The organism is Enterobacter sp. DC1, from assembly GCF_000568075.1.
Classification (GTDB): Bacteria; Pseudomonadota; Gammaproteobacteria; order Enterobacterales; family Enterobacteriaceae; genus Enterobacter; species Enterobacter asburiae.
Genome location: NZ_AZUA01000001.1, coordinates 603,908 through 629,413, shown reverse-complemented (window position 1 = coordinate 629,413; position 25,506 = coordinate 603,908). Strand labels below are relative to the sequence as shown.

General features: G+C 54.6%; 23 protein-coding genes. 12 read left to right on the top strand and 11 right to left on the bottom strand.

Translation table 11 applies throughout. From position 1 onward, the window contains the following. Positions 1-83: 83 nt before the first annotated feature. Together P346_RS18420 and P346_RS18425 are read right to left on the bottom strand one after the other, a co-directional pair. Positions 84-1,472: a sensor histidine kinase gene (locus tag P346_RS18420; protein ID WP_032657516.1), complete on the bottom strand. Its 1,389-nt coding sequence runs from the start codon at positions 1,470-1,472 to the stop codon at positions 84-86. Continuing rightward, complete coding sequence (locus P346_RS18425) at positions 1,472-2,149, bottom strand: response regulator (protein ID WP_032657513.1); 678 nt, start codon at positions 2,147-2,149, stop codon at positions 1,472-1,474. The genes P346_RS18420 and P346_RS18425 overlap by 1 nt, the downstream gene beginning before the upstream one ends. A gap of 203 nt (positions 2,150-2,352) precedes the next feature. Here P346_RS18425 and P346_RS18430 point away from each other — a divergent pair, with 203 nt between their 5' ends. Beyond that, positions 2,353-3,189 (top strand): MipA/OmpV family protein, encoded by an 837-nt coding sequence (locus P346_RS18430; RefSeq protein ID WP_032657511.1) that lies wholly within the window; start codon positions 2,353-2,355, stop codon positions 3,187-3,189. 123 nt (positions 3,190-3,312) lie between these two features. On the opposite strand, the gene P346_RS22270 is transcribed toward P346_RS18430, so the two are convergent. Continuing rightward, positions 3,313-3,861: a hypothetical protein gene (locus P346_RS22270; protein WP_233456512.1), complete on the bottom strand. Its 549-nt coding sequence runs from the start codon at positions 3,859-3,861 to the stop codon at positions 3,313-3,315. 180 nt (positions 3,862-4,041) lie between these two features. Between P346_RS22270 and P346_RS18435 the strand changes: the two genes are divergently transcribed. Continuing rightward, positions 4,042-4,467, top strand: a complete 426-nt coding sequence (locus P346_RS18435; RefSeq protein WP_032657509.1) for a VOC family protein — start codon at positions 4,042-4,044, stop codon at positions 4,465-4,467. A 170-nt stretch (positions 4,468-4,637) separates the two neighbouring features. Beyond that, entirely contained in the window at positions 4,638-6,353 is a 1,716-nt protein-coding gene (locus P346_RS18440; protein WP_032657507.1) for a SulP family inorganic anion transporter, read from the top strand. Between the two features lie 39 nt (positions 6,354-6,392). On the opposite strand, the gene dmsD is transcribed toward P346_RS18440, so the two are convergent. From dmsD to P346_RS18455, 3 genes are all read right to left on the bottom strand, one after another. Further along, positions 6,393-7,007, bottom strand: coding sequence for a Tat proofreading chaperone DmsD (gene dmsD / locus P346_RS18445; RefSeq protein ID WP_032657505.1), 615 nt, complete (start codon positions 7,005-7,007; stop codon positions 6,393-6,395). Between the two features lie 93 nt (positions 7,008-7,100). After that, the gene (gene ynfE, locus P346_RS18450; RefSeq protein ID WP_032657504.1) at positions 7,101-9,539 is read right to left on the bottom strand and encodes a selenate/tellurate reductase subunit YnfE; all 2,439 of its coding nucleotides are present in this window, start codon (positions 9,537-9,539) and stop codon (positions 7,101-7,103) included. Positions 9,540-9,795: 256 nt separating this feature from the next. Further along, entirely contained in the window at positions 9,796-10,062 is a 267-nt protein-coding gene (locus tag P346_RS18455) for a DUF1161 domain-containing protein (RefSeq protein WP_032657502.1), read from the bottom strand. 104 nt (positions 10,063-10,166) lie between these two features. On the opposite strand from P346_RS18455, the gene P346_RS18460 reads away from it, so the two are divergent. Further along, a complete protein-coding gene (locus P346_RS18460; RefSeq protein ID WP_032657501.1) occupies positions 10,167-10,877 on the top strand; it encodes a YnfC family lipoprotein in 711 nt (236 codons plus the stop codon). A 167-nt stretch (positions 10,878-11,044) separates the two neighbouring features. Here the strand turns inward: P346_RS18460 and speG are convergent, their stop codons facing one another. Continuing rightward, positions 11,045-11,605 carry a spermidine N1-acetyltransferase gene (gene speG, locus P346_RS18465; RefSeq protein ID WP_023311549.1) on the bottom strand — a complete coding sequence of 187 codons (561 nt, stop codon included), beginning with the start codon at positions 11,603-11,605 and terminating at the stop codon, positions 11,045-11,047. Next, entirely contained in the window at positions 11,605-11,943 is a 339-nt protein-coding gene (locus P346_RS18470; protein WP_023311550.1) for a DUF1283 family protein, read from the bottom strand. Before P346_RS18470 ends, speG begins: the two co-directional genes overlap by 1 nt. A gap of 152 nt (positions 11,944-12,095) precedes the next feature. Here P346_RS18470 and P346_RS18475 point away from each other — a divergent pair, with 152 nt between their 5' ends. From P346_RS18475 to P346_RS18495, 5 genes are all read left to right on the top strand, one after another. After that, entirely contained in the window at positions 12,096-12,422 is a 327-nt protein-coding gene (locus tag P346_RS18475; protein ID WP_032657499.1) for a YnfA family protein, read from the top strand. A gap of 110 nt (positions 12,423-12,532) precedes the next feature. After that, positions 12,533-13,747, top strand: a complete 1,215-nt coding sequence (gene manD / locus P346_RS18480) for a D-mannonate dehydratase ManD (RefSeq protein ID WP_032657497.1) — start codon at positions 12,533-12,535, stop codon at positions 13,745-13,747. Positions 13,748-13,761: 14 nt separating this feature from the next. Next, positions 13,762-14,781: a Zn-dependent oxidoreductase gene (locus P346_RS18485; protein WP_032657494.1), complete on the top strand. Its 1,020-nt coding sequence runs from the start codon at positions 13,762-13,764 to the stop codon at positions 14,779-14,781. 73 nt (positions 14,782-14,854) lie between these two features. After that, positions 14,855-16,222: an MFS transporter gene (locus P346_RS18490; protein ID WP_032657491.1), complete on the top strand. Its 1,368-nt coding sequence runs from the start codon at positions 14,855-14,857 to the stop codon at positions 16,220-16,222. A 220-nt stretch (positions 16,223-16,442) separates the two neighbouring features. Continuing rightward, a complete protein-coding gene (locus tag P346_RS18495; protein WP_032657488.1) occupies positions 16,443-17,906 on the top strand; it encodes a mannitol dehydrogenase family protein in 1,464 nt (487 codons plus the stop codon). A gap of 43 nt (positions 17,907-17,949) precedes the next feature. Here P346_RS18495 and ydfZ read toward each other — a convergent pair whose 3' ends face one another. After that, complete coding sequence (gene ydfZ / locus P346_RS18500; RefSeq protein WP_014883679.1) at positions 17,950-18,153, bottom strand: putative selenium delivery protein YdfZ; 204 nt, start codon at positions 18,151-18,153, stop codon at positions 17,950-17,952. 286 nt (positions 18,154-18,439) lie between these two features. Between ydfZ and P346_RS18505 the strand changes: the two genes are divergently transcribed. After that, positions 18,440-18,871 (top strand): universal stress protein, encoded by a 432-nt coding sequence (locus tag P346_RS18505; RefSeq protein WP_032657485.1) that lies wholly within the window; start codon positions 18,440-18,442, stop codon positions 18,869-18,871. A gap of 33 nt (positions 18,872-18,904) precedes the next feature. Here P346_RS18505 and P346_RS18510 read toward each other — a convergent pair whose 3' ends face one another. Beyond that, entirely contained in the window at positions 18,905-19,591 is a 687-nt protein-coding gene (locus tag P346_RS18510) for a GntR family transcriptional regulator (protein ID WP_023311557.1), read from the bottom strand. Positions 19,592-19,682: 91 nt separating this feature from the next. Then, the gene (gene ydfG / locus P346_RS18515; RefSeq protein WP_023311558.1) at positions 19,683-20,429 is read right to left on the bottom strand and encodes a bifunctional NADP-dependent 3-hydroxy acid dehydrogenase/3-hydroxypropionate dehydrogenase YdfG; all 747 of its coding nucleotides are present in this window, start codon (positions 20,427-20,429) and stop codon (positions 19,683-19,685) included. Between the two features lie 142 nt (positions 20,430-20,571). On the opposite strand from ydfG, the gene dcp reads away from it, so the two are divergent. Both dcp and P346_RS18525 read left to right on the top strand, forming a co-directional pair. Next, positions 20,572-22,605 (top strand): peptidyl-dipeptidase Dcp, encoded by a 2,034-nt coding sequence (gene dcp / locus P346_RS18520; protein ID WP_032657482.1) that lies wholly within the window; start codon positions 20,572-20,574, stop codon positions 22,603-22,605. 309 nt (positions 22,606-22,914) lie between these two features. Beyond that, on the top strand, positions 22,915-25,497 hold the full coding sequence (locus P346_RS18525; RefSeq protein WP_032657479.1) for a bifunctional diguanylate cyclase/phosphodiesterase: 2,583 nt from the start codon (positions 22,915-22,917) through the stop codon (positions 25,495-25,497). The last annotated feature ends 9 nt before the right edge of the window (positions 25,498-25,506 follow it).

The following is a 25,506-nucleotide window of genomic DNA, read 5'->3' as shown; positions in this document are numbered from 1 at the left end:
TAAGCAATAAACAACAATATAACAAATACGGTAATTATTTTGAAGCAATCTGCGGCATTTGCGATCGAACTCCCTGTTCTGATTTAGCAAAACGTGCGGTTCGGGAAGTCAACCGTCACCATCAGGCCACCTTCAGCGGAAGTACTCAGGTTTACGCTGCTGTTGTGTTGCTGCGCCACCGCTTTCACGATGGCTAGCCCCAGCCCGCTACCGCTTTGCACCTGATTGGGGTCGCGGAAAAACCGGTCGAACACGCGCTCGCGCAGTTCAACCGGAATACCGGGTCCTGCATCTGAAACGCGAAGCCGCGCGAAGCCATCTGCTATGCAGACATCAACCTGAATCCGCCCGCCCTCGGGATTGTACTTCACGGCGTTCTCAATGAGGTTATCAATAAGCGATACCAGGCGTTCCCTGACGCCAGCGATCCAGATGTCATCCTCGGCGAGGAATTCCAGCTCAATTCTGCGCGCAGAGGCCAGCGGTTCCAGCTCGGCCATTCGCTCCTGGATGAGCGTCGTCAGCGGCACGGGCTCCATGTCCGTATCAATGCGCGCTTCGCTGTGCATCATTAGCAGCAGCTGGTTGACGAGACGCGCTGCCCGGCTATTACTGCGAATCACCCCCGCCAGCAGCTCCTGCTGGCTTTCGCTAATGACCCAGGACTGCAGCGCTTCCACGTTGATGCGCATCGCCGCGAGGGGGGTACGCAGCTCGTGCGCGGCATCCGCAATGAAAACCCGTTCCCTTTCCGCGCTTTCGCGCACTCTGGCAAGGAAGTCGTTGATCGCATCCACCATCTGGCGAAGCTCCCTGTGTCCGGGAACGGCCTTTAAAGGGGAGAGATCGTCAGGCGTGCGCAGCGTAATTTCATTGACCACTTTATTCCAGGGGCGCATCGCAATACGGATTGACAGCCACGCGGGAAACAGAAGAAAAGGGAAGCAGACCAGCAGCGGCAGGATGTAGTAGCCGCGCGAGTTCAGGTAGATAAAGAAGTTCCAGCCGCTGGCAGGGGTGAAAAGGGTAACCTCCACGTCGGAGCGAGGGGATTTGAGGGTGCGGCTGGTCCAGACGCGGCCTTCACTCTGCACGTGCTCCATTTCCCCCAGCCGGGTGTTTGTTACCCCTGCGGGCGCTCCCTGTGATGAAAATATAACGGCATTATTCTTGCGAACGATGAGGTTAATCGACAGCACGGGATCTTCCCCGCCGCCATAGCCCTCACGCAGCGCTTTGCTGAAGGCTTCCAGCACTGCGGTGCGATCCTGCGGGCGTCCGTCCATCTTCTCAACCAGGGTAAAAAGGGTTTCGTAGGTATTACTGCCCGTGATAATGGGAGGACTGCGCAGGTCCTCCCACAGGATGAAGGTTACAAAAAGACACCACAGCAGGGTAAGCAGCAGCATCTGTGCGATGATAATTCGCCGTACCAGCGTTGGGCGTTTCAGGTGATACCAGACGTTTTGCATTACCCGGCCACCTTCTGCACTGAAACGGTATCAATGACATACCCGACGCCCCGCACCGTTCGCACATAGCCGTCGCCAATCTTTCGCCGCAAATTACCCATATGCACGTCGAGCGCGTTGCTGAGGTTCTCTTTGTTGCCGAATATCCTTTCTTCCAGAAACCGTCGCGTAATCACGCGGTCAGCTCGCAGCATCAGCGTTTCCAGCAGCGCATATTCACTCGCCGTCAGGTCTACGTGGCGCTCGCTCACCGTAACGCGACGCGTCGGGACATGAAGAGATAGGCCTCGAATTTCTATCGCCTCATTCTCGAAACCGTAGCTGCGCCGCGCCAGGGCTCTGACTCGCGCCAGCAGCTCGGCGAGAATAAAAGGCTTGACGAGATAGTCGTCCGCACCGGCATCCAGCCCGGACAGCCGATCCTGCAGCGTGCCTCGCGCCGTCAGGATGATAACCGGGATCCCCTTAAGCTGCTGACGCAAACGCGTCATCAGGCTCATGCCGTCGCCGTCGGGCAGCCCCAGGTCGAGCAAAATAAGTTCCGGCACGCAGACGTCCAGCTGATGCAGCGCATCCTCTTTGCGGCGAACCCATATGACGTCAAATCCTTGATCGGAGAGGGCGATACGTACGCCGTTGCCGAGATCCAGGTCGTCTTCAATTAGTAGAATTTTCACACTGGTAACTGTATCAACCGTGAATGAAGAACATCTTAAGAAAAAAACGGTATCAGGAAACCTGCCCGGTTTACAGCACCGGCTCGCGCTTCAGTATTTCTTCATTTTCGGCTCATCAGAACCTTAGGGTCGGTATTCAGAATGGGCGTTCTGGCGGTTAACCGCATGCATCGTCATCATTTGAATCCAAAAGGGCTTCTGTAATGAGAAACATCGAACTGCGTCATACGTTCCCCCATTTTCGTCCGGGCCGCAGCCTGAAAAACCTCGTGCCGGGCGTCGTTCTGGCATTACTGACCACGCCTGCGCTGGCGGCAGAGCAGAGCCAGGGTAACGTCTTAACCCTGGGGGGCGGCGTGGACGTCGCGCCGCGCTACTCGGGTTCAGATAAAACCCGCGTCAGCGCGGCTCAGGTGGTGGATTACGCCATGGCAAACGGCTTTTTTATCGGCACCACGCGAGGGATCGGTTACGGCAACAACATCGGCAACCTGGGCTACAGCGCCGCGCTGAGCTATCGAGTTGGCCGTAAAGATAAAGATGTGAGCAGCGATTCCATCAGCTCCGGCAGCGACGAGCTGCGGGGAATGGGCGAGATAAAAGGCTCGGCAATCGTTGTGCCCGGGCTTGAGTACAGGGTGACCGACTGGCTTCACCTGCAGATGCAGGCAGAGGTACCGGTTTCTGAGAGAGACAACGGTGAAGCGGTTCATTTCGGCATTTCCAGCCCGTTCTATACCTCACCCAAAAATGAGGTGACGCTGGCGCTGACCGGCAGCTGGGGATCGGGCAAGTATATGCAGACCTACTACGGGGTCAGCGCCGCTCAGTCGAGCGCATCGGGTTTTGCCCGACATGACGCCGGGGCCGGGATTTATGCCTGGTCGATGAATCTGGACTGGACCCACAGGCTCACCTCGCGCTGGAGCGTACTTGCCTCAGCGGGCGTTACGCAGCTGACGGGGGATGCGGGTGATAGCCCCATTGTGCAACGCAAAACATCGCCCACGGGAAGTTTGAAGGTGACGTACAGTTTCTGATCGTTGGCCGCGGTGGCTTAACGTTTTGAGCGCGCACCAGCTGTAATTTAAGCCGCTCCGGTTGAGATGGCGGGGCGGTTCCCTTTGCAGACAGTTACAGTACTGCACTCGCGGTTGACGGATTTACCTAAAGCTCCATTGTGCCGTAATGACAAACACGGAAGGTATGATAATACCCACATCCATTCCAAAATAAGACGTAAAATTATACTGGAATCCATGATATATGTAAGGAGAGAACCCTATCCCTGTTACTTTTTTAAAATCATGGTATGAACCATGGTCGCCACAATCATCGAAAGTATCAAAGAAAAATTCACCTACATATCCATAGATTCCTTTAAAAACCCAACCGTTATCCCATCCAGCCCAGTCTCTTCTAACCCCGGCAGCCAGGCATCTGTCATTAAAGCTGTTTTTCATTGTGCCTAGCACAAGACTGTATTTCGACGTATCCGAGAATTTCCTCTCCACGGATATGAACTTATTTTCAAAATTCTCCGTGTATTGTCCTCGATTATGCGTCAGATGATAAACGTATGAGCCGGTGTTTATTGAATACAGATTTATTTCATCTGCAGAGCAATGCAACGTAAAAAGATAAAAACTTCCGCACCACAGCCATGTGGGCCATCTTTTCCGATCTGTCTGCTTATGTGGAATATTATCCATATTCGCTCACTTTGGCTAACGTACTGAAAATATAAGGACTGTTCTTCGGTCTTCAGCTGGATAAATTTTAGCATACGTACGGAAACTTGAGGTCTTCACGTCACGGGTTAGCGGGCTGAGATGACCTTACCCTCTGAGGTATAATGTTTGTTCAGAAAACGGCAAAGAGGATGAGACAAGATGCTGACTTATATCACTATAGGTACAAACGATCTTCAGCGCGCCGCGGCGTTTTATGACGCGATTTTTAACGTGCTTGGCTATTCACGTTTGCCTGCCTGGACCGAGGACTGGGCAATGTGGGGAGATGAAAATAATCCGGATGAGGGGTTCAGCTTCTGTATTTGCCCTCCATTTGACCGCCAACCCGCAACGGCGGGAAACGGGACAATGTTCGCATTCCGTGCAGGTAACGCTGAGCTTGTCAGACGTTTCCATGCCGCAGGCCTCCTTGCGGGAGGGAAGAGTGAAGGCATGCCAGGGACACGAACCGCGTACGGCCCCGATTTTTATGTTGCCTATCTGCGCGATCCTGACGGGCATAAGCTGGCATGCGTTTGTCAGCATTATTCTCCTGAAGCCGATACGTTCCCAGACGAAGAATAGTCACGAGAGGTCGTTTTTGAACTATGTTTAACACCAGTCAGAATAATAAATAGTTGAACTGTTATTAGATTCTGAACAGTGGCGGCCTTAATCCGGAGCATTTGAAAGCCAGAACCTCTCTGAGAAGTGTGCCAACATTACGCGGGTAATATTTATATCCGGAGAATAACGTGTTCGGAAACGTTTTATTAAACTACATGCCAGGTTTACAAACTTTGTTAGCCTACGATAAAAGCTGGCTAAAACATGATGTTAAAGCCGGGTTATCCGTTGCGGCTGTCGCGCTACCGGTCGCTATTGCTTATGCTGAATTGGCAGGTGTTGGGGCAATAGTGGGGCTGTATTCCTGCGTTTTACCAATGATAGCTTATGCACTGTTTGGTTCTTCACGTCAGCTTATTGTGGGCCCTGATGCCACGACCTGCGCGGTGATTGCGGCCGTCGTGTTTCCGCTTTCTGCAGGTAATCCCGAACTGCACTGGCAACTAACAATCATCATGACGTTGATGATGGGCGGTTGGTGCCTGCTTGCCAGTAAATTTCGCCTGGGCGCACTTGCCGATCTGCTTTCTCATCCCATCCTTACGGGTTTGCTTAATGGCGTTGCCGTGACGATTATTGTCGGGCAAGTAGGCAAGGTGTTGGGGATAAAACTCGACGAAGCGCAGGTTATTGAGAAAATAATGGCGTTGCCGGGACGTCTTTCAGACAGCCATTTATTAACCGTTGGGATATCGCTTTTAACGTTAATTATTTTAATAGTTATTAAAACGTATCGCAGCCACTGGCCAGCACCGTTGATTGCGATTGTGCTGACAACGGTTCTGGTATGGGGAACATCTGCGCAACAGTATGGTATTGCCACTATCGGGGGGGAAGGCTTCCAGCCTGGTTTACCCGTCGTTAACTGGGGCGCGTTCCAGCCCGGTCCGATGCGTGATTTAGTGATCCCGGCGCTGAACCTGGCGTTGGTCAGTTTTGTCAGCCTGATGCTGACCGCCCGCAGTTTCGCCGCGAAAAATGGCTATGAAATCAATGCTGATGCAGAGTTCAGAGCGCTGGGTATTGCGAACATTATGTCCGGGTTATCTCAGGGGTTTGCTATCAGTGGAGCCGACTCCCGGACCGCGGTTAATGATTCAGTGGGTGGGAAAAGTCAGCTGGTTTCCATCGTCGCAGCCTTACTCATCGGTATCGTAGTGGTGTTTTTCACTCAGCCATTACAATTTATTCCGGTATCTGCATTAGGTATTGTTCTGATGTACGCATCCTGGTCATTAATTGATCTGCGCGGGTTATGGAATCTGAGGCGAAGAAATAAACAGGCATTTCGCCTGGCCTTCTTCACGTTTGGCTGTGTGTTAATTATCGGCGTTATCCAGGGGATCGGCCTTGCGGTGTTGCTTGGCCTGTTACAGTTCCTGCGTACGGTGTTTCGTCCCTCTGAGCACTTGCTGGGCACTGACGAAGATGGAATGATTCACTCATTAGGTAATACAACCGATATTAAAATGGTCCCGGGCGTGCTGATGTATCGATTTAACTCACCGTTGACCTATTTTAACGTGGCTTATTTTAAACGTCGGGTATTGAACCTGGTTGATGGTGCGGCATTACAACCTAAATGGGTGGTCATTGATGCCGTTGCTTGCTTCACCTATTCAGACATCAGCGTTCTGGCAACCATTAATGAGTTAAAGCGTGACCTGAAGGGGCGACAGATTAAATTAATCCTTGCGGGCAGGAAAACGGAATTAACGCGCTGGTTTAAAGAGAGTCGGCCAACAATGAATGATGATGACATGATTCTGGCGCCAGACCTCTATCTGGCACTTCGGTTCATTCAGAGCAAAGAGAGTGCGAGTGAATCAGGTGGCGAGGTATAAGCTAAAGGCTTGCCCGCCAACCGCGAGCAAGCCACACCCTTAGCGATACAGCGTCTTTTCCGTAACCGGAATAAGCAGCCCGGATCGCCAGTCCGCGAGCGTCAGCTGCGCAAGCCTGCCCAGCGCGGTATAAAACGGATGCCCGGCGTTTTCGACAAACACCGACAGGAAGCGGGTGCTCCACGGCAGCAGGTGCCACGCCAGAAGCTGAGCGCACTCCGACTCGCGGCCATTCTCGGCCAGCCACGCCGCCAGCAGCAGCAAAGTACCGAAATGATCTTCCGGCTCATTCTGCTGCATCTCAAACGCGATATTGTTCTCACGCATCCACTGGCGCAGCGCGAGGGTCGAGTCGCCAAACAATACGGATTCACGGTCCAGCCAGACGGAACCCCACGGCGGAGCGGGCAGGGCATACGGACCAATAAACAGCCGTTGCCAGGCGTCCGCCAGCGGCTCATCGGAAGATGAGGCAAACGTATCGGCAACCGGCTGCAGCGTTTCCGAAGGCAGGGGCCAGTCCTGAACCCATTCGCCAGCGGTGAGCGCTTTCACCAGCGGCGCGGCCTGCTCGCTGTCGGGAGCGAAATAAAACAGCGCGCCCAGCACCCGGGCGCTGAACGCGAACGATTCACGATGTGAGACGTCTTTCATTAAACCTTCCTTGCTCGCGCGGATGACGTCCGCGCGACTGTGTTAACCGATAATAATGACCATAGAATAAACCAGTGCCTCGCGTTTCACCCTTTACACCTTCTCAATCTGCACCAGATTGGTGTGCTGCGGGTTGCCTTTTGCCAGCGGAGAAGGACGATGGGTCGTCAGCGTGTTGATGCACGAGCCGTGGTCGATACGATCGCCACTCATATTGGCATCGTGCCAGGCGCCCTGGCCCATGGCGCTCACGCCTGGCATGATGCGTGGCGTGACCTTCGCTTCAATTCGCACCTCGCCGCGGCTATTAAAGACGCGCACCGTATCGCCGTTCTTAATGCCGCGTTTTTCGGCATCGACAGGATTAAGCCAGACCTCCTGGCGGCAGGCCGCTTTCAGCACGTCGACGTTACCGTAGCTCGAGTGGGTCCGGGCTTTGAAGTGAAAGCCAAACAGCTGCAGAGGGAACTGCGCGCGCTCGGGCGCGTCCCAGCCGTCAAAGGTCGAGGCGTAGACGGGCAGAGGGCTGATGGTCTCATCTTTTTCCAGCTCCCAGGTAGCCGCAATCTCCGCCAGCTTGCTGGAGTAAATTTCAATCTTGCCCGATGGCGTTTTCAGCGGATTGGCTTCCGGGTTCTCGCGGAATTTTTTATAGGCCACGAAGTGTCCGCTCGGATCTTTGCGCTTATAGATGCCCATTTTTTTCAGCTCGTCATAGGATGGAAGCTGAGGATCTTTCGCGAGCATTTTGGCATACAGAAACTGCAGCCACTGTTCCTGCGTGCGTCCTTCGGTGAATTTCTGATGGATATCCGGCCCGAGGCGTTTCGCCACTTCGCTCATGATCCAGTAGATAGGCTTACGCTCGAACTTCGGCGCGGTCACGGGCTGGAGGAAAATCAGGTAGCCCATATTGCCCGCATAATCGTTCGGAATGATGTCTTCCTGCTCGACGGTCATCAGGTCAGGCAGCACGATATCGGCGTACTTCGCTGACGAGGTCATGAAATTGTCGATGACGACAATCATTTCGCACTTGCTTTCATCCTGCAGGATATCGTGAGTTTTATTGATATCGGAGTGCTGGTTGATGATGGTATTGCCCGCGTAGTTCCAGATGAACTTAATCGGCACGTCCAGCTTATCTTTCCCACGCACGCCGTCGCGCAGGGCGGTCATCTCCGGTCCGCGGGCGATGGCATCCGTCCAGCTGAAGCAGGAGATCTGCGTTTTGACCGGGTTATCCGGTATCGGCATACGTTCGATGGTAATGGTGTAGGTGGACTCGCGCGCGCCGCTGTTACCGCCGTTGATGCCCACGTTTCCGGTGAGGATAGGCAGCATGGCGATGGCGCGTGACGTCAGCTCGCCGTTCGCCTGGCGCTGTGGTCCCCAGCCCTGGCAGATATAGGCCGGCTTCGCGGAGCCGATTTCGCGGGCAAGCTTGACGATGCGATCCGCGGGAATGCCGGTGATGCGTGAGGCCCACTCCGGCGTTTTCGCCGTATTGTCATCGCCCTGGCCGAGAATATACGCTTTGTAGTGGCCGTTAGCGGGCGCGCCTTCCGGAAGCGTTTTTTCGTCGTAGCCAACGCAGTATTTATCCAGAAACGGCTGGTCGACCAGGTTTTCGTCGATTAATACCCAGGCAATACCCGCTACCAGTGCGGCATCGGTACCCGGACGGATCGGGATCCACTCATCTTCGCGTCCGGCTGCAGTATCGGTATAGCGCGGGTCGATAACGATCATTCGCGCGTTGGACCGCTCGCGAGCCTGCTCCAGATAATACGTAATCCCACCGCCGCTCATGCGCGTTTCCGCCGGGTTATTGCCGAACATCACCACCAGCCTGGTGTTTTCAATATCCGAGGTGCTGTTCCCGTCGTTGCTGCCGTAGGTGTAAGGCATGGCGCAGGCGATTTGCGCCGTGCTGTAGGTGCCGTAGTGGCTCAGGAAACCGCCGTAGCAGTTCATCAGGCGCGCCACCAGCGAAGCGTAAGGGGAGGAGCGGGTGATATTGCCGCCGACAATCCCGGAGGAGTAGTTAATATACACCGCTTCGTTGCCGTATTTGCTGACCACGTCTTTCAGGCTGGCGGTGAGGGTGTTCAGCGCTTCGTCCCACGAGATGCGCTCAAACTTGCCCTCACCGCGTTTGCCCACGCGTTTCATCGGGTAGTTGAGACGGTCAGGGTGATTGATCCGACGGCGAATTGAACGCCCGCGCAGGCAGGCGCGCACCTGATGGTTACCGTAAATATCTTCACCGGTGTTATCCGTTTCGACCCAGTACACTTCGTCGTCGCGGACGTGCAGACGCAGCGCGCAGCGGCTGCCGCAGTTGACCGAGCAGGCGCCCCATACCACTTTATCTTCAGCAGGCTGGACGGCGTTCTTCACCGCGGCGGCGGCGCTTTTTAAACCAAAAGGAAGCGAGATCCCGCCAGCGGCAAGCGCCAGAGAACCTATTGCCGTAGATTTCACGAGAGTTCGACGGCTAATCCCGCCGTGATGTTCAGTATCGGACATGGCTCACCCCATCATTATACCCGTCATACTTCAAGTTGCAGGTGCGTTGGCTGCACTCACTCACCCCAGTCACGTACTTATGTACGCTCCTGGGGATTCGTTCCCTTGCCGCCTTCCTGCAACTCGAATTATTTAGGGTATATAATTGCGTATTATTTTTCCCGAAATGATAACCGGGCTAATGATGGGGTGAGTGTTACTGATTTGGGGGTATTAAATCTTAATCCTCATCAAATCAAAGGGGATTGAGGGTAAATTACTGCACTTCAGCAGCCCCGTTGCCTGTGCGGGTGTACAAAATTTTAAAGGTGTCGTTGGCGCAGTGGCCTACCACCTGCGTGCCCGTCTGGTCGGCCTGATCGTTCGGCACAATGCTCAGCGTAAAACCTGATTCAGGCACACCGTTGTTGATAATTTTCTGCTGAATGTCGCTTTTCACGCGCTCGCAGGAATCCGGTGCCGCCAGCGCGGCCGTTGAGGCACTCATTAACAGCAGGGCGGTAATCCAGGGTAACCGTTTCATCTGTAGCTCCTTTTCTCTGTGTAGAGATTAATTTTAGCAGGCTTCGTGTAAACAACTGTATTTGCTAATATGATTGGGAATAATCTCCCTTTACGGTAATAAATGTGAAGAAATACGCAGCGATAACGCTACTGGCAGCAACACTGGTGGGGTGCGACAACAGCTCCGCGCCGCTGTCGTTTACGCCCGAAATGGCGAGTTTTTCGAACGAATTTGATTTTGACCCGCTGCGCGGCCCGGTCAAAGACTTTACCCAGACGCTGTTCAACGAGAAGGGCGAAGTGTCCAAACGGGTCACCGGCACCGTGTCGACGGAAGGGTGTTTCGATACGCTGGAGCTGCACGACCTGGAGGCCAACACCGGCGTGGCGCTGGTGCTGGATGCCAATTACTACCTTGATGCGGAGACCCAGCAGCGCAAAGTGAAGCTGCAGGGGAAATGCCAGCTAGCCGAACTGCCGTCAGCCGGGATAACCTGGGATACCGACGACAATGGTTTTGTGGTGGCGGCGCACGGCAAAGAGATGGAAGTGAAGTATCGCTACGATGCGGATGGCTACCCGCTAGGCAAAACCACCGTCTCCGGGGATCAGCACCTGTCCGTACAGTCGACGCCGTCTAAAGACGTTCGCAAAAGAATGGATTACTCGGCAGTAAGCATGCTGAATGACAAGCCGCTGGGCAACGTGAAGCAGAGCTGCGATTACGATCGACACAATAATCCGGTGAGCTGTGACCTTACGATCACCGACGATAGCGTCAAACCTGCCGTTGAGCGCAAATACACTATCAAAAACACGATTGAATACTACTGAGAATAAAGTGCATTTTTGTGAGTTTCGCCCGGCGGCGCTACGCTTGCACGGGCCTACAAGGAAATGTGCAAGACATTGATACTCTTGCATAATGTAGGCCGGGTAAGCGTAGCGCCACCCGGCAAGAAAGACAGCTCAATGTTTTTTGACAGGGTTTATCACCAATCTCACTGCGCGGTAGGTTTCAGCAGGCTGGCGCCTGACGGCTTGTGTCCGGCCAGGTGCTGATGCTGGAAGATGCACATGCGAATGGTATTGCGGTATTCACCGTTGATAAAGAACTCGTGAATCAGCTCGCCTTCCACCATAAAGCCCAGCTTGCGGTAGATATGGATCGCCTTCTCGTTCTCTTTATCCACAATCAGGTAAAGCTTGTAGAGATTCAGAACGTTGAACCCGTAATCCATCGCCAGCTTCGCTGCCCGTGAGGCAAGGCCTTTTCCCTGATGCTCAGGGGAAATAATGATCTGAAACTCCGCCCGACGGTGAACATGGTTGATTTCAACCAGCTCCACAAGACCGGCTTTTTCGCCTTCACACTCCACCACAAAACGACGTTCGCTCTGATCGTGAATGTGCTTATCGTAGAGATCGGACAGCTCAACAAAAGCCTCGTACGGCTCTTCGAACCAGTAGCGCATCACGCTGGCGTTATTGTCGAGCTGGTGGACGAAGCGCAGGTCTTCACGCTCCAGCGGGCGAAGCTTAACGTCGCAGGGCGCCGACATTACGGGGCTACCGTGCGGCCAGTGCGGCGATCCAGACAGCGCAGGGTGTTTGGCTCCCAGTAGGCGTTGACGTTTGCACTTTGCTGACACTTATCGCGCGCGTCAAAAGCGACATCTTCTTTGTCCCACTCTTTTTCAGCACGTTTGTTGACCTTGTGACGAAGGCTGCGGGTGTCATTCCATTGTTCTTTGTCCATGGCGGCGTTCTGGCGGCTTTGCGCGCTGTCACCAGACTCAATAATGAGCTTGCTGGTTTCCGCTGTCGCAGAGGCGGCAAAGGCGAACGATGACAGCGCCAGCAGGGCTGTCAGACAAAGGCGTTTGCTTAATGTGGTCATAGCGTTTCCTTTTAAATGGGTGCAGATAATCAAGTTACCCCGAACAGATTCTACACCAAAGAGAAATGACGGCATACCCGCGGAGCAAGTATGGAAAAGTAAAGGACATTATCGGGTATGATGTCTAAATAGATCCTCACCTGACGTTAACTATGCTCAAAACGACGCTGCTTTTTTTTGCTACCGCGCTATGCGAAATCATCGGCTGCTTCCTGCCCTGGCTCTGGCTGAAGAAGGGGGGATCCGTATTGCTGCTCATCCCGGCAAGCGTCGCGCTGGCCCTGTTTGTCTGGCTGTTAACGCTCCATCCGGCCGCGAGCGGCCGCGTCTACGCCGCTTACGGTGGTGTCTATGTCTGTACCGCGCTGCTGTGGCTACGCGTAGTGGACGGCGTGAAGCTCAGCGCCTACGACTGGGCCGGCGCGCTGGTTGCCCTGTGCGGCATGCTGATTATTGTGGCGGGATGGGGGCGGGCCTGAGCCCCCGGTTTTGTGATCGTTAGCCGATTTTATGATCATTATACTTGTATGGTAGTAGGGTTGGTGGGTAAATTTCCAGCATCACAACGAATGATGTAAGGAAAGGAATTATGAAGATTGTCGCGGCTGACGTGTTTGTTACCTGCCCGGGGCGGAACTTTGTCACCCTTAAAATCACCACCGACGAGGGGATTGTCGGACTCGGTGACGCCACGCTAAACGGGCGTGAACTCTCCGTGGCTTCCTACCTGAAAGACCATCTATGCCCCCAGCTGATTGGCCGCGATGCGCACCGCATCGAAGATATCTGGCAGTTCTTCTATAAGGGCGCCTACTGGCGTCGCGGCCCGGTCACCATGTCGGCCATCTCTGCCGTGGACATGGCGCTGTGGGACATCAAAGCCAAAGCGGCCAATATGCCGCTCTACCAGCTGCTGGGCGGCGCATCCCGCGAAGGCGTGATGGTTTACTGCCACACGACCGGTCACACCATTGACGATGTGCTGGAAGACTACGCCCGTCATAAAGAGATGGGCTTTAAGGCGATTCGCGTGCAGTGCGGCGTGCCGGGCATGAAAACCACCTACGGCATGGCCAAAGGGAAGGGGCTGGCCTACGAGCCTGCGACCAAAGGCGACTGGCCGGAAGAGCAGCTGTGGTCGACCGAAAAATATCTCGATTTCACACCGAAGCTGTTCGACGCGGTGCGCAGTAAATTCGGCTTCAATGAACATCTCCTGCACGACATGCACCACCGCCTGACGCCAATCGAAGCGGCGCGCTTCGGCAAGAGCATTGAAGAATTCCGCATGTTCTGGATGGAAGATCCAACGCCTGCGGAAAACCAGGCCTGCTTCCGCCTGATCCGCCAGCATACCGTCACGCCTATTGCGGTGGGGGAAGTGTTTAACAGCATCTGGGACTGCAAGCAGCTCATCGAAGAGCAGCTCATCGACTATATTCGCACCACCATTACCCACGCGGGCGGGATCACCGGGATGCGTCGCATCGCGGACTTCGCCTCGCTCTACCAGGTGCGCACCGGCTCGCACGGTCCGTCGGATCTCTCGCCTGTATGCCACGCCGCCGCGCTGCATTTCGACCTGTGGGTGCCAAACTTTGGCGTCCAGGAATATATGGGCTATTCCGAACAGATGCTGGAAGTCTTCCCGCACAGCTGGCGCTTTGATAACGGCTACATGCATCCGGGCGACAGGCCGGGGCTGGGCATCGAGTTTGATGAAAAACTGGCGGCGAAATACCCCTACGATCCGGCCTATCTGCCGGTGGCCCGTCTTGAAGACGGCACGCTGTGGAACTGGTAAACGAGGAGCGAACGATGAAAAGCGTAGTGATTCAACAGCCGAACGAGCTGGTGATTGAAGAGCGGCCACTTCCGGCGCCAGGCCCGGGTGAAGTTCGCGTCAAAATCACGCTGGCGGGGATCTGCGGTTCGGACAGCCACATCTATCGCGGCCATAACCCGTTTGCGAAGTATCCACGCACGATCGGCCACGAGTTTTTTGGCGTGATTGACGCCGTAGGCGAGGGCGTAGACAGCGCCCGTCTGGGCCAGCGCGTCTCGGTCGATCCGGTGATCAGCTGCGGACACTGCTATCCGTGTTCCGTCGGAAAACCGAACGTCTGCACCTCGCTGGTGGTGCTGGGCGTACACCGCGACGGGGGCTTCAGCGAATACGCGGCGGTACCCGCTAAAAATGCCTGGCCTATTCCGGATGACATTCCGGATAAACACGCCGTCATGGTGGAGCCCTTCACCATCGCCGCCAACGTGACGGGGCAGGCCAGTCCCACCGAGCAGGACGTTGCGCTGATCTACGGCGCTGGCCCGATGGGGCTGGTCACCGTGCAGGCGCTGAAAGGCGTCTATAAGGTGAAGCAGGTTATCGTGGTTGACCGCATCGATGAACGCCTGAAAATGGCCCAGCGCAGCGGCGCGGACTGGGTGTTGAATAACGGCGAGCAGTCGTTGCAGGCCGCGCTGGACGAAAAGGGCATCAAACCGACGTTAATCATTGATGCCGCCTGTCATCCGACGATTTTGCAGGAAGCGATAACCCTGGCCTCTCCGGCGGCGCGCATCGTGCTGATGGGCTTCTCCAGCGAGCCGAGCCAGATTGTGCAGCAGGGCATCACCGGCAAAGAGCTGGCGATCTTCTCCTCGCGCCTCAATGCCAACAAATTCCCGGTCGTCATCGACTGGCTGAAAAAAGGGCTGATCGACCCGGAAAAACTGATCACCCATACCTTTGACTATCACCATGTAACAGACGCCATTGAACTGTTTGAGAAAGACCAGCGGCAGTGCTGCAAAGTCTTGCTCACGTTCGGGCAATAATCCTTTACGCGGTTAAGAGCCTGCGCAGACAGGCTCTATGTGGTACGCATCTTACCCTTCAGAGATAGCCATTATGACGCAAGCACAACCTCAAAGAACCACCTCCGATCTGGTGAAAGCCGCCGTATCCGGCTGGCTGGGCACCGCCCTGGAGTTTATGGACTTTCAGCTTTACTCGCTGGGGGCCGCCCTGGTCTTCCATGAGATCTTCTTCCCGGAACAGTCAGCCGCGATGGCGCTGATCCTCGCGATGGGGACCTACGGCGCAGGCTATATCGCACGCATTGTCGGCGCCTTTATCTTCGGCAGGATGGGCGACAGCATCGGCCGTAAGAAGGTGCTGTTTATCACCATCACCATGATGGGGATCTGCACCACGCTGATTGGCGTCCTGCCAACCTATGCGCAGATCGGAATTTTTGCCCCGGTTCTGCTGGTGACGCTGCGCATTATTCAGGGGCTCGGGGCCGGGGCGGAGATTTCCGGGGCCGGGACCATGCTGGCGGAGTACGCGCCGAAAGGCAAACGCGGCATCATCTCCTCGCTGGTGGCGATGGGCACTAACTGCGGAACGCTGAGCGCCACGGCGATCTGGGCGGTGATGTTCTTTGCCCTCGATCGTGAAGAGCTGATTGCCTGGGGCTGGCGCGTGCCGTTCCTCGCCAGCGTCGTGGTGATGATCTTCGCCATCTGGCTGCGTATGAACCTGAAAGAGAGCCCGGTGTTTGAGAAAGTTAACGATGCACAAACCGCGCAGCCGGACACCTCGCTGGGTTCAATGGTGAAAAGTAAATCCTTCTGGCTGGCGACCGGCCTGCGGTTTGGTCAGGCGGGCAACTCGGGTTTGATCCAGACGTTCCTCGCCGGATATCTGGTCCAGACGCTGCTGTTCGATAAAGCCATCCCTACCGATGCGCTGATGATAAGCTCCATTCTCGGGTTTATCTCCATTCCGCTGCTGGGCTGGCTTTCCGATAAAGTAGGGCGCCGTCTGCCGTACATTATCCTCAATATCACCGCCATTCTTCTCGCGTATCCGATGCTCTCTATCATCGTCGATAAGAGCTATGCGCCGGGGACAATCATGCTCTCTATCATCGTTATCCATAACTTCGCCGTGCTGGGGCTGTTTGCGCTGGAAAATATCACCATGGCGGAGATGTTTGGCTCGCGAAATCGCTTTACCCGCATGGCTATCTCGAAAGAGGCGGGCGGTCTGGTAGCGGTGGGCTTTGGTCCGGTACTGGCGGGGATCTTCTGCAATATGACCGGCTCCTGGTGGCCGATTGTCGCCATGCTGGTGGCCTATTCCATGATTGGGCTGGTCTCGGCAATCCTGATGCCGGAAGTGCGCGACCGTGATTTGAGCGCGGCGCAAGACGCAGCGGAGTCCGCGCCCGAAGAGAGTATGGGTTACGGCGCGATCTCCTCGCGACGCTAATGGTTTATAGCTTCCGTGACTTATCACACAACTTTATGTTTATGTCACACCACCTGAGCAAAAGTTAATATAAATCAAAATCTCAAACGGCAGGATCAGTATGGTTGATGGCAGTTATTTTTTTACCCCAACTGCCATTCTAGTTGGTGTAGTCAGCAGGCGCTGCCGCTTCAGAAGGCGCGGCAGCGATCCACGGCTTTCTAATTAACGAGTCTTAATCATGGAAAACACCTTATTACAGGCCAACGCGACGCTGCCTCATTACGATCGCGACAGCCTTAAAGCACGCATTGTTCATTTAGGCTTCGGCGCATTTCACCGCGCGCATCAGGCGGTGTACGCCGACATTCTCGCGGCCGAGCACGGCAGCGACTGGGGCTACTGTGAGGTTAACCTGATTGGCGGCGAGCAGCAGATTGCCGATCTGAACGCGCAGGATAATCTTTATACCGTGGCGGAGATGTCTGCCGATGCATGGACATCCCGCGTGGTTGGCGTGGTCAAAATGGCCCTCCATGCGCAGGTTGATGGGCTGGAGAGCGTGCTGGCGGCGATGTGCGAACCGCAGGTGGCGATTGTCTCGCTGACCATCACCGAGAAAGGGTACTGCCACTCACCGGCGACCGGGCAACTGATGCTCGATCATCCGTTTATCGTCGCCGACCTGCAAAACCCGCACCAGCCGAAATCTGCGCCGGGCGTGGTGGTGGAAGCGCTGGCGCGTCGCAAAGCGGCGGGTCTGCCCGCGTTTAGCGTGATGTCCTGCGACAACATGCCGGAGAACGGCCACGTGATGCGCAATGTGACCTGCGCGTACGCCCGGGCGGTAGACGGTGAGCTGGCGGACTGGATCGAGGCTAACGTTACCTTCCCGTCAACCATGGTGGACCGTATCGTGCCGGCGGTCACTCCCGATACGCTGGATAAAATCGAGCAGCTGACGGGCGTGCGTGACCCGGCGGCGGTCGCCTGTGAACCGTTCCGCCAGTGGGTGATCGAAGACAACTTTGTGGCAGGACGTCCCGAGTGGGAAAAAGCCGGTGCCGAGCTGGTGTCAGACGTGATCCCGTTTGAAGAGATGAAGCTGCGCATGCTCAACGGCAGCCACTCGTTCCTGGCGTACCTGGGCTATCTGGCCGGTTACCCGCATATCAACGACTGTATGGAAGATGAGAATTACCGCCTCGCCGCGCACGCGCTGATGCTTAACGAGCAGGCGCCCACGCTGAAAGTGAAGGGCGTTGATTTAGGCCGCTATGCCGATCTCCTGATTGCCCGCTACAGCAACCCGGCCCTGCGCCATCGGACATGGCAAATCGCGATGGACGGCAGCCAGAAGCTCCCGCAGCGTATGCTGGACTCCGTGCGCTGGCACCTGGTGCACCAGAAACCTTTCCCACTGCTGGCGCTGGGTGTGGCTGGCTGGATGCGTTATGTTGGGGGCGTGGACGAGCAGGGTAACGCCATTGACGTGAGCGATCCGCAGCTGGCGGTGATTCAGGCGGCGGTGAAGGGAAGTGCGGAAGGGGAAAGTCGGGTTAACGCGCTGCTCGGCATTGAGGCCATCTTTGGTAAAGAGTTACCGCAGGAGCCGCGCTTTGTTGCTGCGGTGATGACCGCGTACCGGTCGTTGCTGCAACAGGGGGCGAAAGCAACCGTGGCGCAGTACGCGTCCCAACGGTAATTCAGCACATGCCGCCGCGCGCGGCGGCATGTCTGCGCACAGCTTAGTGCATCCCCAGGCGAATCAGCTCAATCGGCTCAAACTTACCTTCGCATCCTTCCACTTCAACCGTTTTGCTGCGGCGCACCTGCGCGGCATCCAGCCCGTCGCTGTGGATCGCTTTAATCACGCCAGTTTTGCCCGTGCCGCTAATCATGACGCGGCTGCCGGTGGTGATTGCATTGCGGTTACGGTCGTATGTCATCATGGTATATTCTCCTCTCTAACCTGTTCGTTACGGCGCTATTTCAGGTTTGCCGTTCACGGGGCATATAAATACGCCTGTCCGCGCCTCATGTTTTTGTTTTTGATCAAACTCACACTTTTTTCTTTATTTCGTCGGGCGCTGACGGTTCAGGACGGTAATTTACAAAGCAGACCGTTATTTTCATTAACTGATAGTTTCGACATGGAAGCGTTTAGGGTTGGTTTATATTCCTGATGTCATTCTGGGTGCAGGAAATAACCCTTCATCGGAATAAGGAGTCAGGCTTATGTATAAGAGCATTTTGATGCCTGTAGACGTGTTTGAAATGGATTTGAGCGACAAAGCGGTTCGCCACGCGGCAAACCTGGCGAAGGCTGAGGGCGCGTCGATTACCCTGGTCAACATTCTGCCAGCCAGCAGCCGGTCTCTGCTGCGCGGGTTCAACGCCGATATTAAAAAGTTTGAAGAGTATATGACCGCAGAATCCGGCAAGAAAATGAACGAGTTAAAAAGACTGTTCGATATCTCCCCGGAGAATATTCACAGCATGGTGCGTTTTGGCAACGTCCGCGATGAAATTATCAAGCTGAGCAAGGAGGGGGAATATGATGCGATTGTCATCGGGTCGAAAAACCCGAGCATCACCACTCATCTGCTGGGTTCAAATGCGGAATCTATTCTGCGCTACGCGACGATCCCGGTGTTAGTCGTTCGTTAATCAGGTCGCCGCGCCCGAAAGGGGCGGCGAATATTACTCTTCGCTAAACCACTCGCTATTTTCCTGACGTATAAGCTGCACGGATTCGCTGATTTCCTGCAGATGCAGCGTCATCGCTTTTTCCACGCCGTCCGGGTCGCGTTTTTCCAGCGCGCTGAAAATATCATGATGCTGTCGGAGCAGCATTTCCGGCGGGGAGACGTGATCGAGGCTCATGTAGCGCACGCGGTCAATGGTGGCCTTGATGTTCTCGATGGTGTCCCAGGCCAGCTGACAATCCGCGATCTGCGCCAGCTTCTGGTGGAATTCATCATCAAGCTGGAAGAAGTCATTGAGCTGCTTGCGGTCAATCGCAATACGCTGCTGGTGCAGGTTCTGCTCAAGCTGGTAACACTGGTTGTCGTTGATAAGCGTTGCGGCGCGGCGCGCCACCGCACATTCAATGGCCTGGCGAACGAAACAGCCGTTGCGTACCTGAGAGAGTGAAATTTTGTTCACGTAGCTGCCGCGCTGCGGGCGGATCTGTATCAGCCCGTTCTCGGCAAGCTTAATAAACGCTTCACGGACCGGCTGACGGGAAACGTCAAAACGCACGGAGACCTCTTTTTCAGAAAGCGGCGTTCCCGGTGGGATCAGGCAATGGACAATATCACGTCGCAGAATGCGATAGATTTGCTGGTTAACGGGCTGGGTGGGATTGAGTTGCGATTCAGCGGCCATGAGTTGTCATTTCTCAGAGAGTTAGCCTGAACATACTACCATTCTTTTATAACCCGAAACAGACCCGGCCCGCAGGCCGGGAAGGGCAGATTTAGCCACGATGGACGCTAAGTCCGGCAAAACTCTGGCTGACTGGCATCATTTCCACGGTATTGATGTTGACGTGTTTTGGCAGCGTCGCCACCCACCAGACCGTTTCGGTCACATCTTCCGGCGTCAGCGCGTTAGCATTTTCGTAGGTTTTGCCCGCTTTCGCGTCATCGCCTTTGAAACGCACATTGGAAAACTCGGTGCCGCCCACCAGGCCCGGCTCGATATCGGTAACGCGAATGGCGGTGCCGTGCAGATCGGTACGCAGGTTAAGGCTGAACTGGCGCACAAACGCCTTCGTTGCGCCATAGACGTTGCCGCCCGCGTAAGGCCAGCTTCCGGCGGTGGAGCCGATGTTGATAATGTGGCCGCGGTTGCGCTCGACCATGCCCGGCAGCACCGCGCGGGTCATATAGACCAGCCCTTTGTTATTGGTGTCGATCATGTTTTCCCAGTCTTCAACGCTGGCTTTGTGCGCGGGCTCCATGCCCAGCGCCAGACCGGCATTGTTGACCAGCACGTCGATGGCGCGCCACTCGGCGGGCAGGTTGGCAATCATCTCTTCAATGGCCGCGCGGTTACGCACGTCCAGCTGCGCGGTCAGGATGCTGTCGCCTAATTCGTCTTTCAGCTCCTGCAGGCGCTCCTGACGACGGCCCGTGGCAATAACCTTGTGCCCGTTGGCGACGAAGCGACGCGTGATGCTTTCACCAAAACCTGCCGTTGCCCCGGTAACTAAAATAATCATCTCACTGTTCCTCAACGCTTTTTGTGTTGTACTAACATAGCACGGCCGCAGAGGGTGCGTTAAGGCAACATTTGTATGACGGCGTTGCAGGGGATGGCGGCCTGGCCTACTCTGGGAGGATACCCGTACTCAGGAGCGAAAGATGACGGCCACGAATCCCTTTTTTGACATCAGCCTGCTGCCTTACCAGGCCCCCCATTTTGATGAAATCAACGACGGCCACTATCGCCCGGCCTTCGATGAAGCGCTTCGCCAGAAGCGGGCGGACGTAGACGCCATTGTGTCCCAAAACGCTGCGCCGGACTTCACCAACACCGTGCTGGCGCTGGAGAAAAGCGGCGCTTTGCTCTCGCGCGTCAGCAGCGTGTTCTTCGCCATGACCTCTGCGCACACCAATGCGTACCTGCAGGAGCTTGAGGAGCAGTTCTCCACCGAGCTTGCCGCGCTGGCGAACGATATCTGGCTGAATGACGTGCTTTTCGCCCGCGTGGAGAGCGTCTGGCAGGACCGTGCCGCGCTGGACGCCGAATCCCGTCGGCTGGTCGAGGAGACGTATCAGCGGTTTATTCTGGCCGGCGCGCGTCTCAATGAAACAGAAAAAGCCGAGCTGAAGGCGCTGAATACCGAGGCGGCGACCCTGACCAGCCAGTTTAATCAGCGTCTGCTGGCTGCCGATAAAACGGGTGGGCTGGTGGTGGATTACGCGCACCAGCTTGACGGGCTCAGCGCCAGCGAGATCGCTGACGCGGCGCAGGCTGCCGCAGAGCGAGGGCTAAACGATCGCTGGCTGATCCCGCTTCTGAACACGACCCAGCAGCCCGCGCTTTCGGCGCTGCGCAATCGCCAGACCCGCGAAAACCTGTTCAACGCTGGCTGGACGCGGACCCAGAAAGGGGATGAAAACGACACTCGCGAGCTGATCCTCCGCCTTACGGCGCTGCGCGCCCGGCAGGCCCGCCTGCTGGGCTTTGAGGATTACGCCAGCTGGAGTATTGCCGACCAGATGGCGAAAACCCCGGACGCCGCGCTGGAATTTATGCGCGGCATTGTGCCTGCCGCCCGCGCCCGGGCAGAGCGCGAGCAGGCCGATATTCAAAACGTCATTGATGACGAGCAGGGCGGTTTCACCGTGCAGGCCTGGGACTGGGCCTTTTATGCCGAGCGCGTGCGTCAGGCAAAATATGCCCTCGATGAATCGCAAATCAAACCCTATTTTGCGCTCAATACCGTATTGCACGATGGCGTATTCTGGGCCGCAAGCCAGCTGTTTGGCATCCGCTTTGTGGAGCGCTTCGATATTCCGGTGTATCACCCGGACGTCCGCGTATGGGAAATTTTCGACCACACCGGTGAGGGCATGGCGCTGTTTTACGGCGACTTCTTTGCCCGCGATTCCAAGCAGGGCGGGGCGTGGATGGGGAATTTCGTCGAACAATCTTTCGAGCTTGCTGCCCGTCCGGTGATCTACAACGTCTGTAACTACCAAAAACCGGCTAACGGCGGCGTCGCGCTTCTCTCCTGGGATGACGTGATCACCCTGTTCCACGAGTTTGGCCATACGCTGCACGGCCTTTTTGCCAGCCAGCGTTTCGCCACGCTTTCCGGGACCAATACGCCGCGCGATTTCGTTGAATTCCCGTCGCAGATCAACGAACACTGGGCCAGTCATCCGCAGGTGTTTACCCACTACGCCCGCCATTACGAAACCGGTGAACCGATGCCGGACGCGCTGCGTGAAAGCATGCTCAACGCGACCCATTTCAACAAGGGTTATGATATGACGGAGCTGCTGGCTGCCGCGCTGCTGGACATGAACTGGCACGGCATCGGTGAGGCCGTTTCGAGCGTAGAGGATTTTGAAGCGGCAGCACTGAAAAAAGAGGGGCTGGATCTGCCCGCCGTACCGCCGCGCTATCGCAGCAGCTATTTTGCCCATATTTTCGGCGGCGGCTACGCTGCGGGATATTACGCCTATCTATGGACGCAAATGCTGGCGGACGATGGCTATCAGTGGTTTGTTGAACAGGGCGGCCTGACTCGTGAAAACGGGCAAAAATTCCGCGAGGCGATTTTGTCCCGTGGTAACAGCACGGATTTAGCTGAGCTGTATCGCAGCTGGCGCGGGCACGATCCGAAGATTGAACCTATGCTGGAGAATCGCGGGCTGAGCGAATAGAGTCAGTCTCTTCAGAAAAAAGAACCGGGCTTTACGCCCGGTTTTTTATACGTCTATAACAGCTTCAGCCAAAAAAAGTCTTAATATGCATTCTTTATAAATAAAATGGTGACGTTAAACGTCACTCCGGTCGGTATATTTAATTTACCGGGTTTAGGTAGTAAAAGAGTTAATGATTAATAATTTGATCTGGATTGGAGAAATCAAATATTCTTTAACCTCAGGTTTTTAGCTATAAATTTTTGTTATTTTGTGCCGATAATGAAAGTGGCATAAAAATCGACGTAGTAGCAGTTAAGAAGGCGAAAGATGACCCTACCTCTGAACAATCCGGGCTTCACCGACAACGAGCCTTCTAAAGGCCTGATAAATAAAACCTTTACCTATATTGTCACGTTGTTGATAAGTATTTTTATTGCGGCAATAATTTCTCTGCTAATAATAAAAGATAATGTGAATGAAATCAGCGACACGCACGATGAATTTTTGTTAAGGAAAGCACTCGATACCCGCCAGGAAAGCATGCGAAGTCATTTGAAAGACAATGCCGAGTGGGGAGATGCCTACAAACATCTTCATCTGAACACTGACGTTCACTGGGCATGGGATAAGCAGAACCTGGGTAAATCCCTTTATGACAACTTTGGCTACGAAGGGGTGTTTGTTCTCTCTCCAGAAGGGGGCACGCGATACAGCGTGGTTGACGGGAAACTGAAGCTTCTGGATCTGGAGCGCTGGTTAGATAAAGCAACAAAAGACCATTTACTGCGTGAAACGAGCATCAAAAATGGATCGCCGGTTTCTATGCTGGCGCTTATCGATTCCGTTCCGGCCATTGTTTCTGCGCAATGGATAACGACGGGTGATGATACGAGCGTGCAGTCCTTACCGGGGAAACCTTCGACAATGGTGTTTATAGACAAGTTAACGGCTAAAAAACTCCTCACGATTGGGCAGGATGCCGGTATCCAGAACGTTCGTACTTCTCCCGCTACGGTCACTTCTCAAATAAATAATCAGACAGAATTTACCTTAAGCACCCAGAATGGGGATGTGCACATTATCTGGGACAGCGAAAATCCCGGCCAGGCGTTAATAATTTATTTTTTGCCATTACTCATTCTTTCAGTCATTCTGACGGTATCGATGACGGTTATATTAATGCGCCATATTATGCACAAGGCGAGAATGCTTGATGAAAATACATTTCTCCTCGAGCAGGCGCAGTTGAATCTTATTACAAGTGAAAAACGATTCCGGGACGTCAGTGAAACAACCAGCGACTGGTTCTGGGAAACAGATTTGTCGTTAAGGATAACATGGCTATCGGGGCGTTTTTCTACAATAACGGGATATGAAAATAGCAAATGGATAGGCCGCAGGTTGGATGAACTTTTTCCGTCGACAAGCGGATTATCACATGACTGTGCCAGGCAGCGGGACTTAACCGAACGCTTTGAATTTAAAAACTGCCCTTATACTCACGCGCAACAAACCACGTCATATTGCACGCTTCTGGCAAAATTTTCTGCTCAGCCTGATGGAACGGTGGTGTTGCGAGGCGCGGCAACCGACGTCTCTCAGGAAGTTGAAGCAACAAAACGCGTGGAGTTTCTGTCACGCCATGATGAATTAACCGGTCTGCCGAACCGGTATCATATTAAGGAATTTCTGGCTGGCAAGTTAGCGAAAGAAGATCTTAACCATTATCCCTTTGCCATGATTTGCCTTGATTTAGACAAGTTTAAACCCGTCAATGATATTTTCGGGCACTCCACCGGCGATGCCCTGCTTGGCGAGGTCGCTTCACGCCTTAAAAATTGCGTTCGTCGAGGTGATTTTGTCGCACGGCAGGGAGGGGATGAATTTATGCTTCTCCTCGGCAACACCAGCCAGCAAGACCAGATTGAGGAGGTGTGTCGTCGCATCGTGCAAGAACTTAACCGTCCTTTCGCCATTGAGGGCAATGATGTGGCGATAGGCGTAAGCATGGGCATTGCGCTGGCTCCCCGGGATAGCAGCAGCGCAAACGATCTTCTACGCTACGCGGATATTGCGCTGTATCAGGCGAAACAATCCGGCAGAAACCGATGGGTCTATTATCGCCCGGATATGTCGGAAAAGTTGACCGAACGCAGGAAACTGGAATTAGAACTCAAGACCGCGATTCGCGAAGAACAGCTCTACCTGGTTTACCAGCCGCGTTATAATCTCCGGTATTCTACTATTGATGCCGTCGAAGCGCTGGTGCGTTGGCAGCACCCGGCTCGGGGGACCATAATGCCCGATCAGTTTATTCCGCTGGCAGAAGAAACCGGGCTGATTATTAGCCTGAGCAACTGGGTCATACGCAAAGCCTGTGCGGAGACGAAAGATAAATTGCCGGGATTATCGGTCTCCGTCAATATTTCTGCTATCGAATTCCAGGCAAGCGATCTTGCCGAAAGGATAAAAGAGATCCTTCACGAAACAGGGCTTGAACCCAAACGGCTGGAAATTGAAGTCACTGAAAATGTTACGCTTTCCGATCCTGAAAAAACCTTGCAGACCATGAAGTCTCTCAAAAAAATGGGCGTCCGCATTCTGATTGACGATTTCGGTACCGGCTATGCCTCACTGAGCTATCTGCGGAAGTTTCAGTTTGACGGGCTTAAGCTCGACAAGAGCTTTATTTTTACCCTCGGTGACTCGCCGCAGAACCAGTCAGTCGTGGAGAAAATTATCGACCTGGGGAAAGCCTATTCCATGGCGGTAACCGCAGAAGGGGTGGAGACCGCGGAACAGCTGTCATTTCTGAAAAAAAATAAATGTGATGAAGTCCAGGGTTACTTTCTTGGAAAACCGGCCGCCATTACGGAATTAAATTTAAACGCCAACAGAGTAAATCTCTAAATCGCGCTT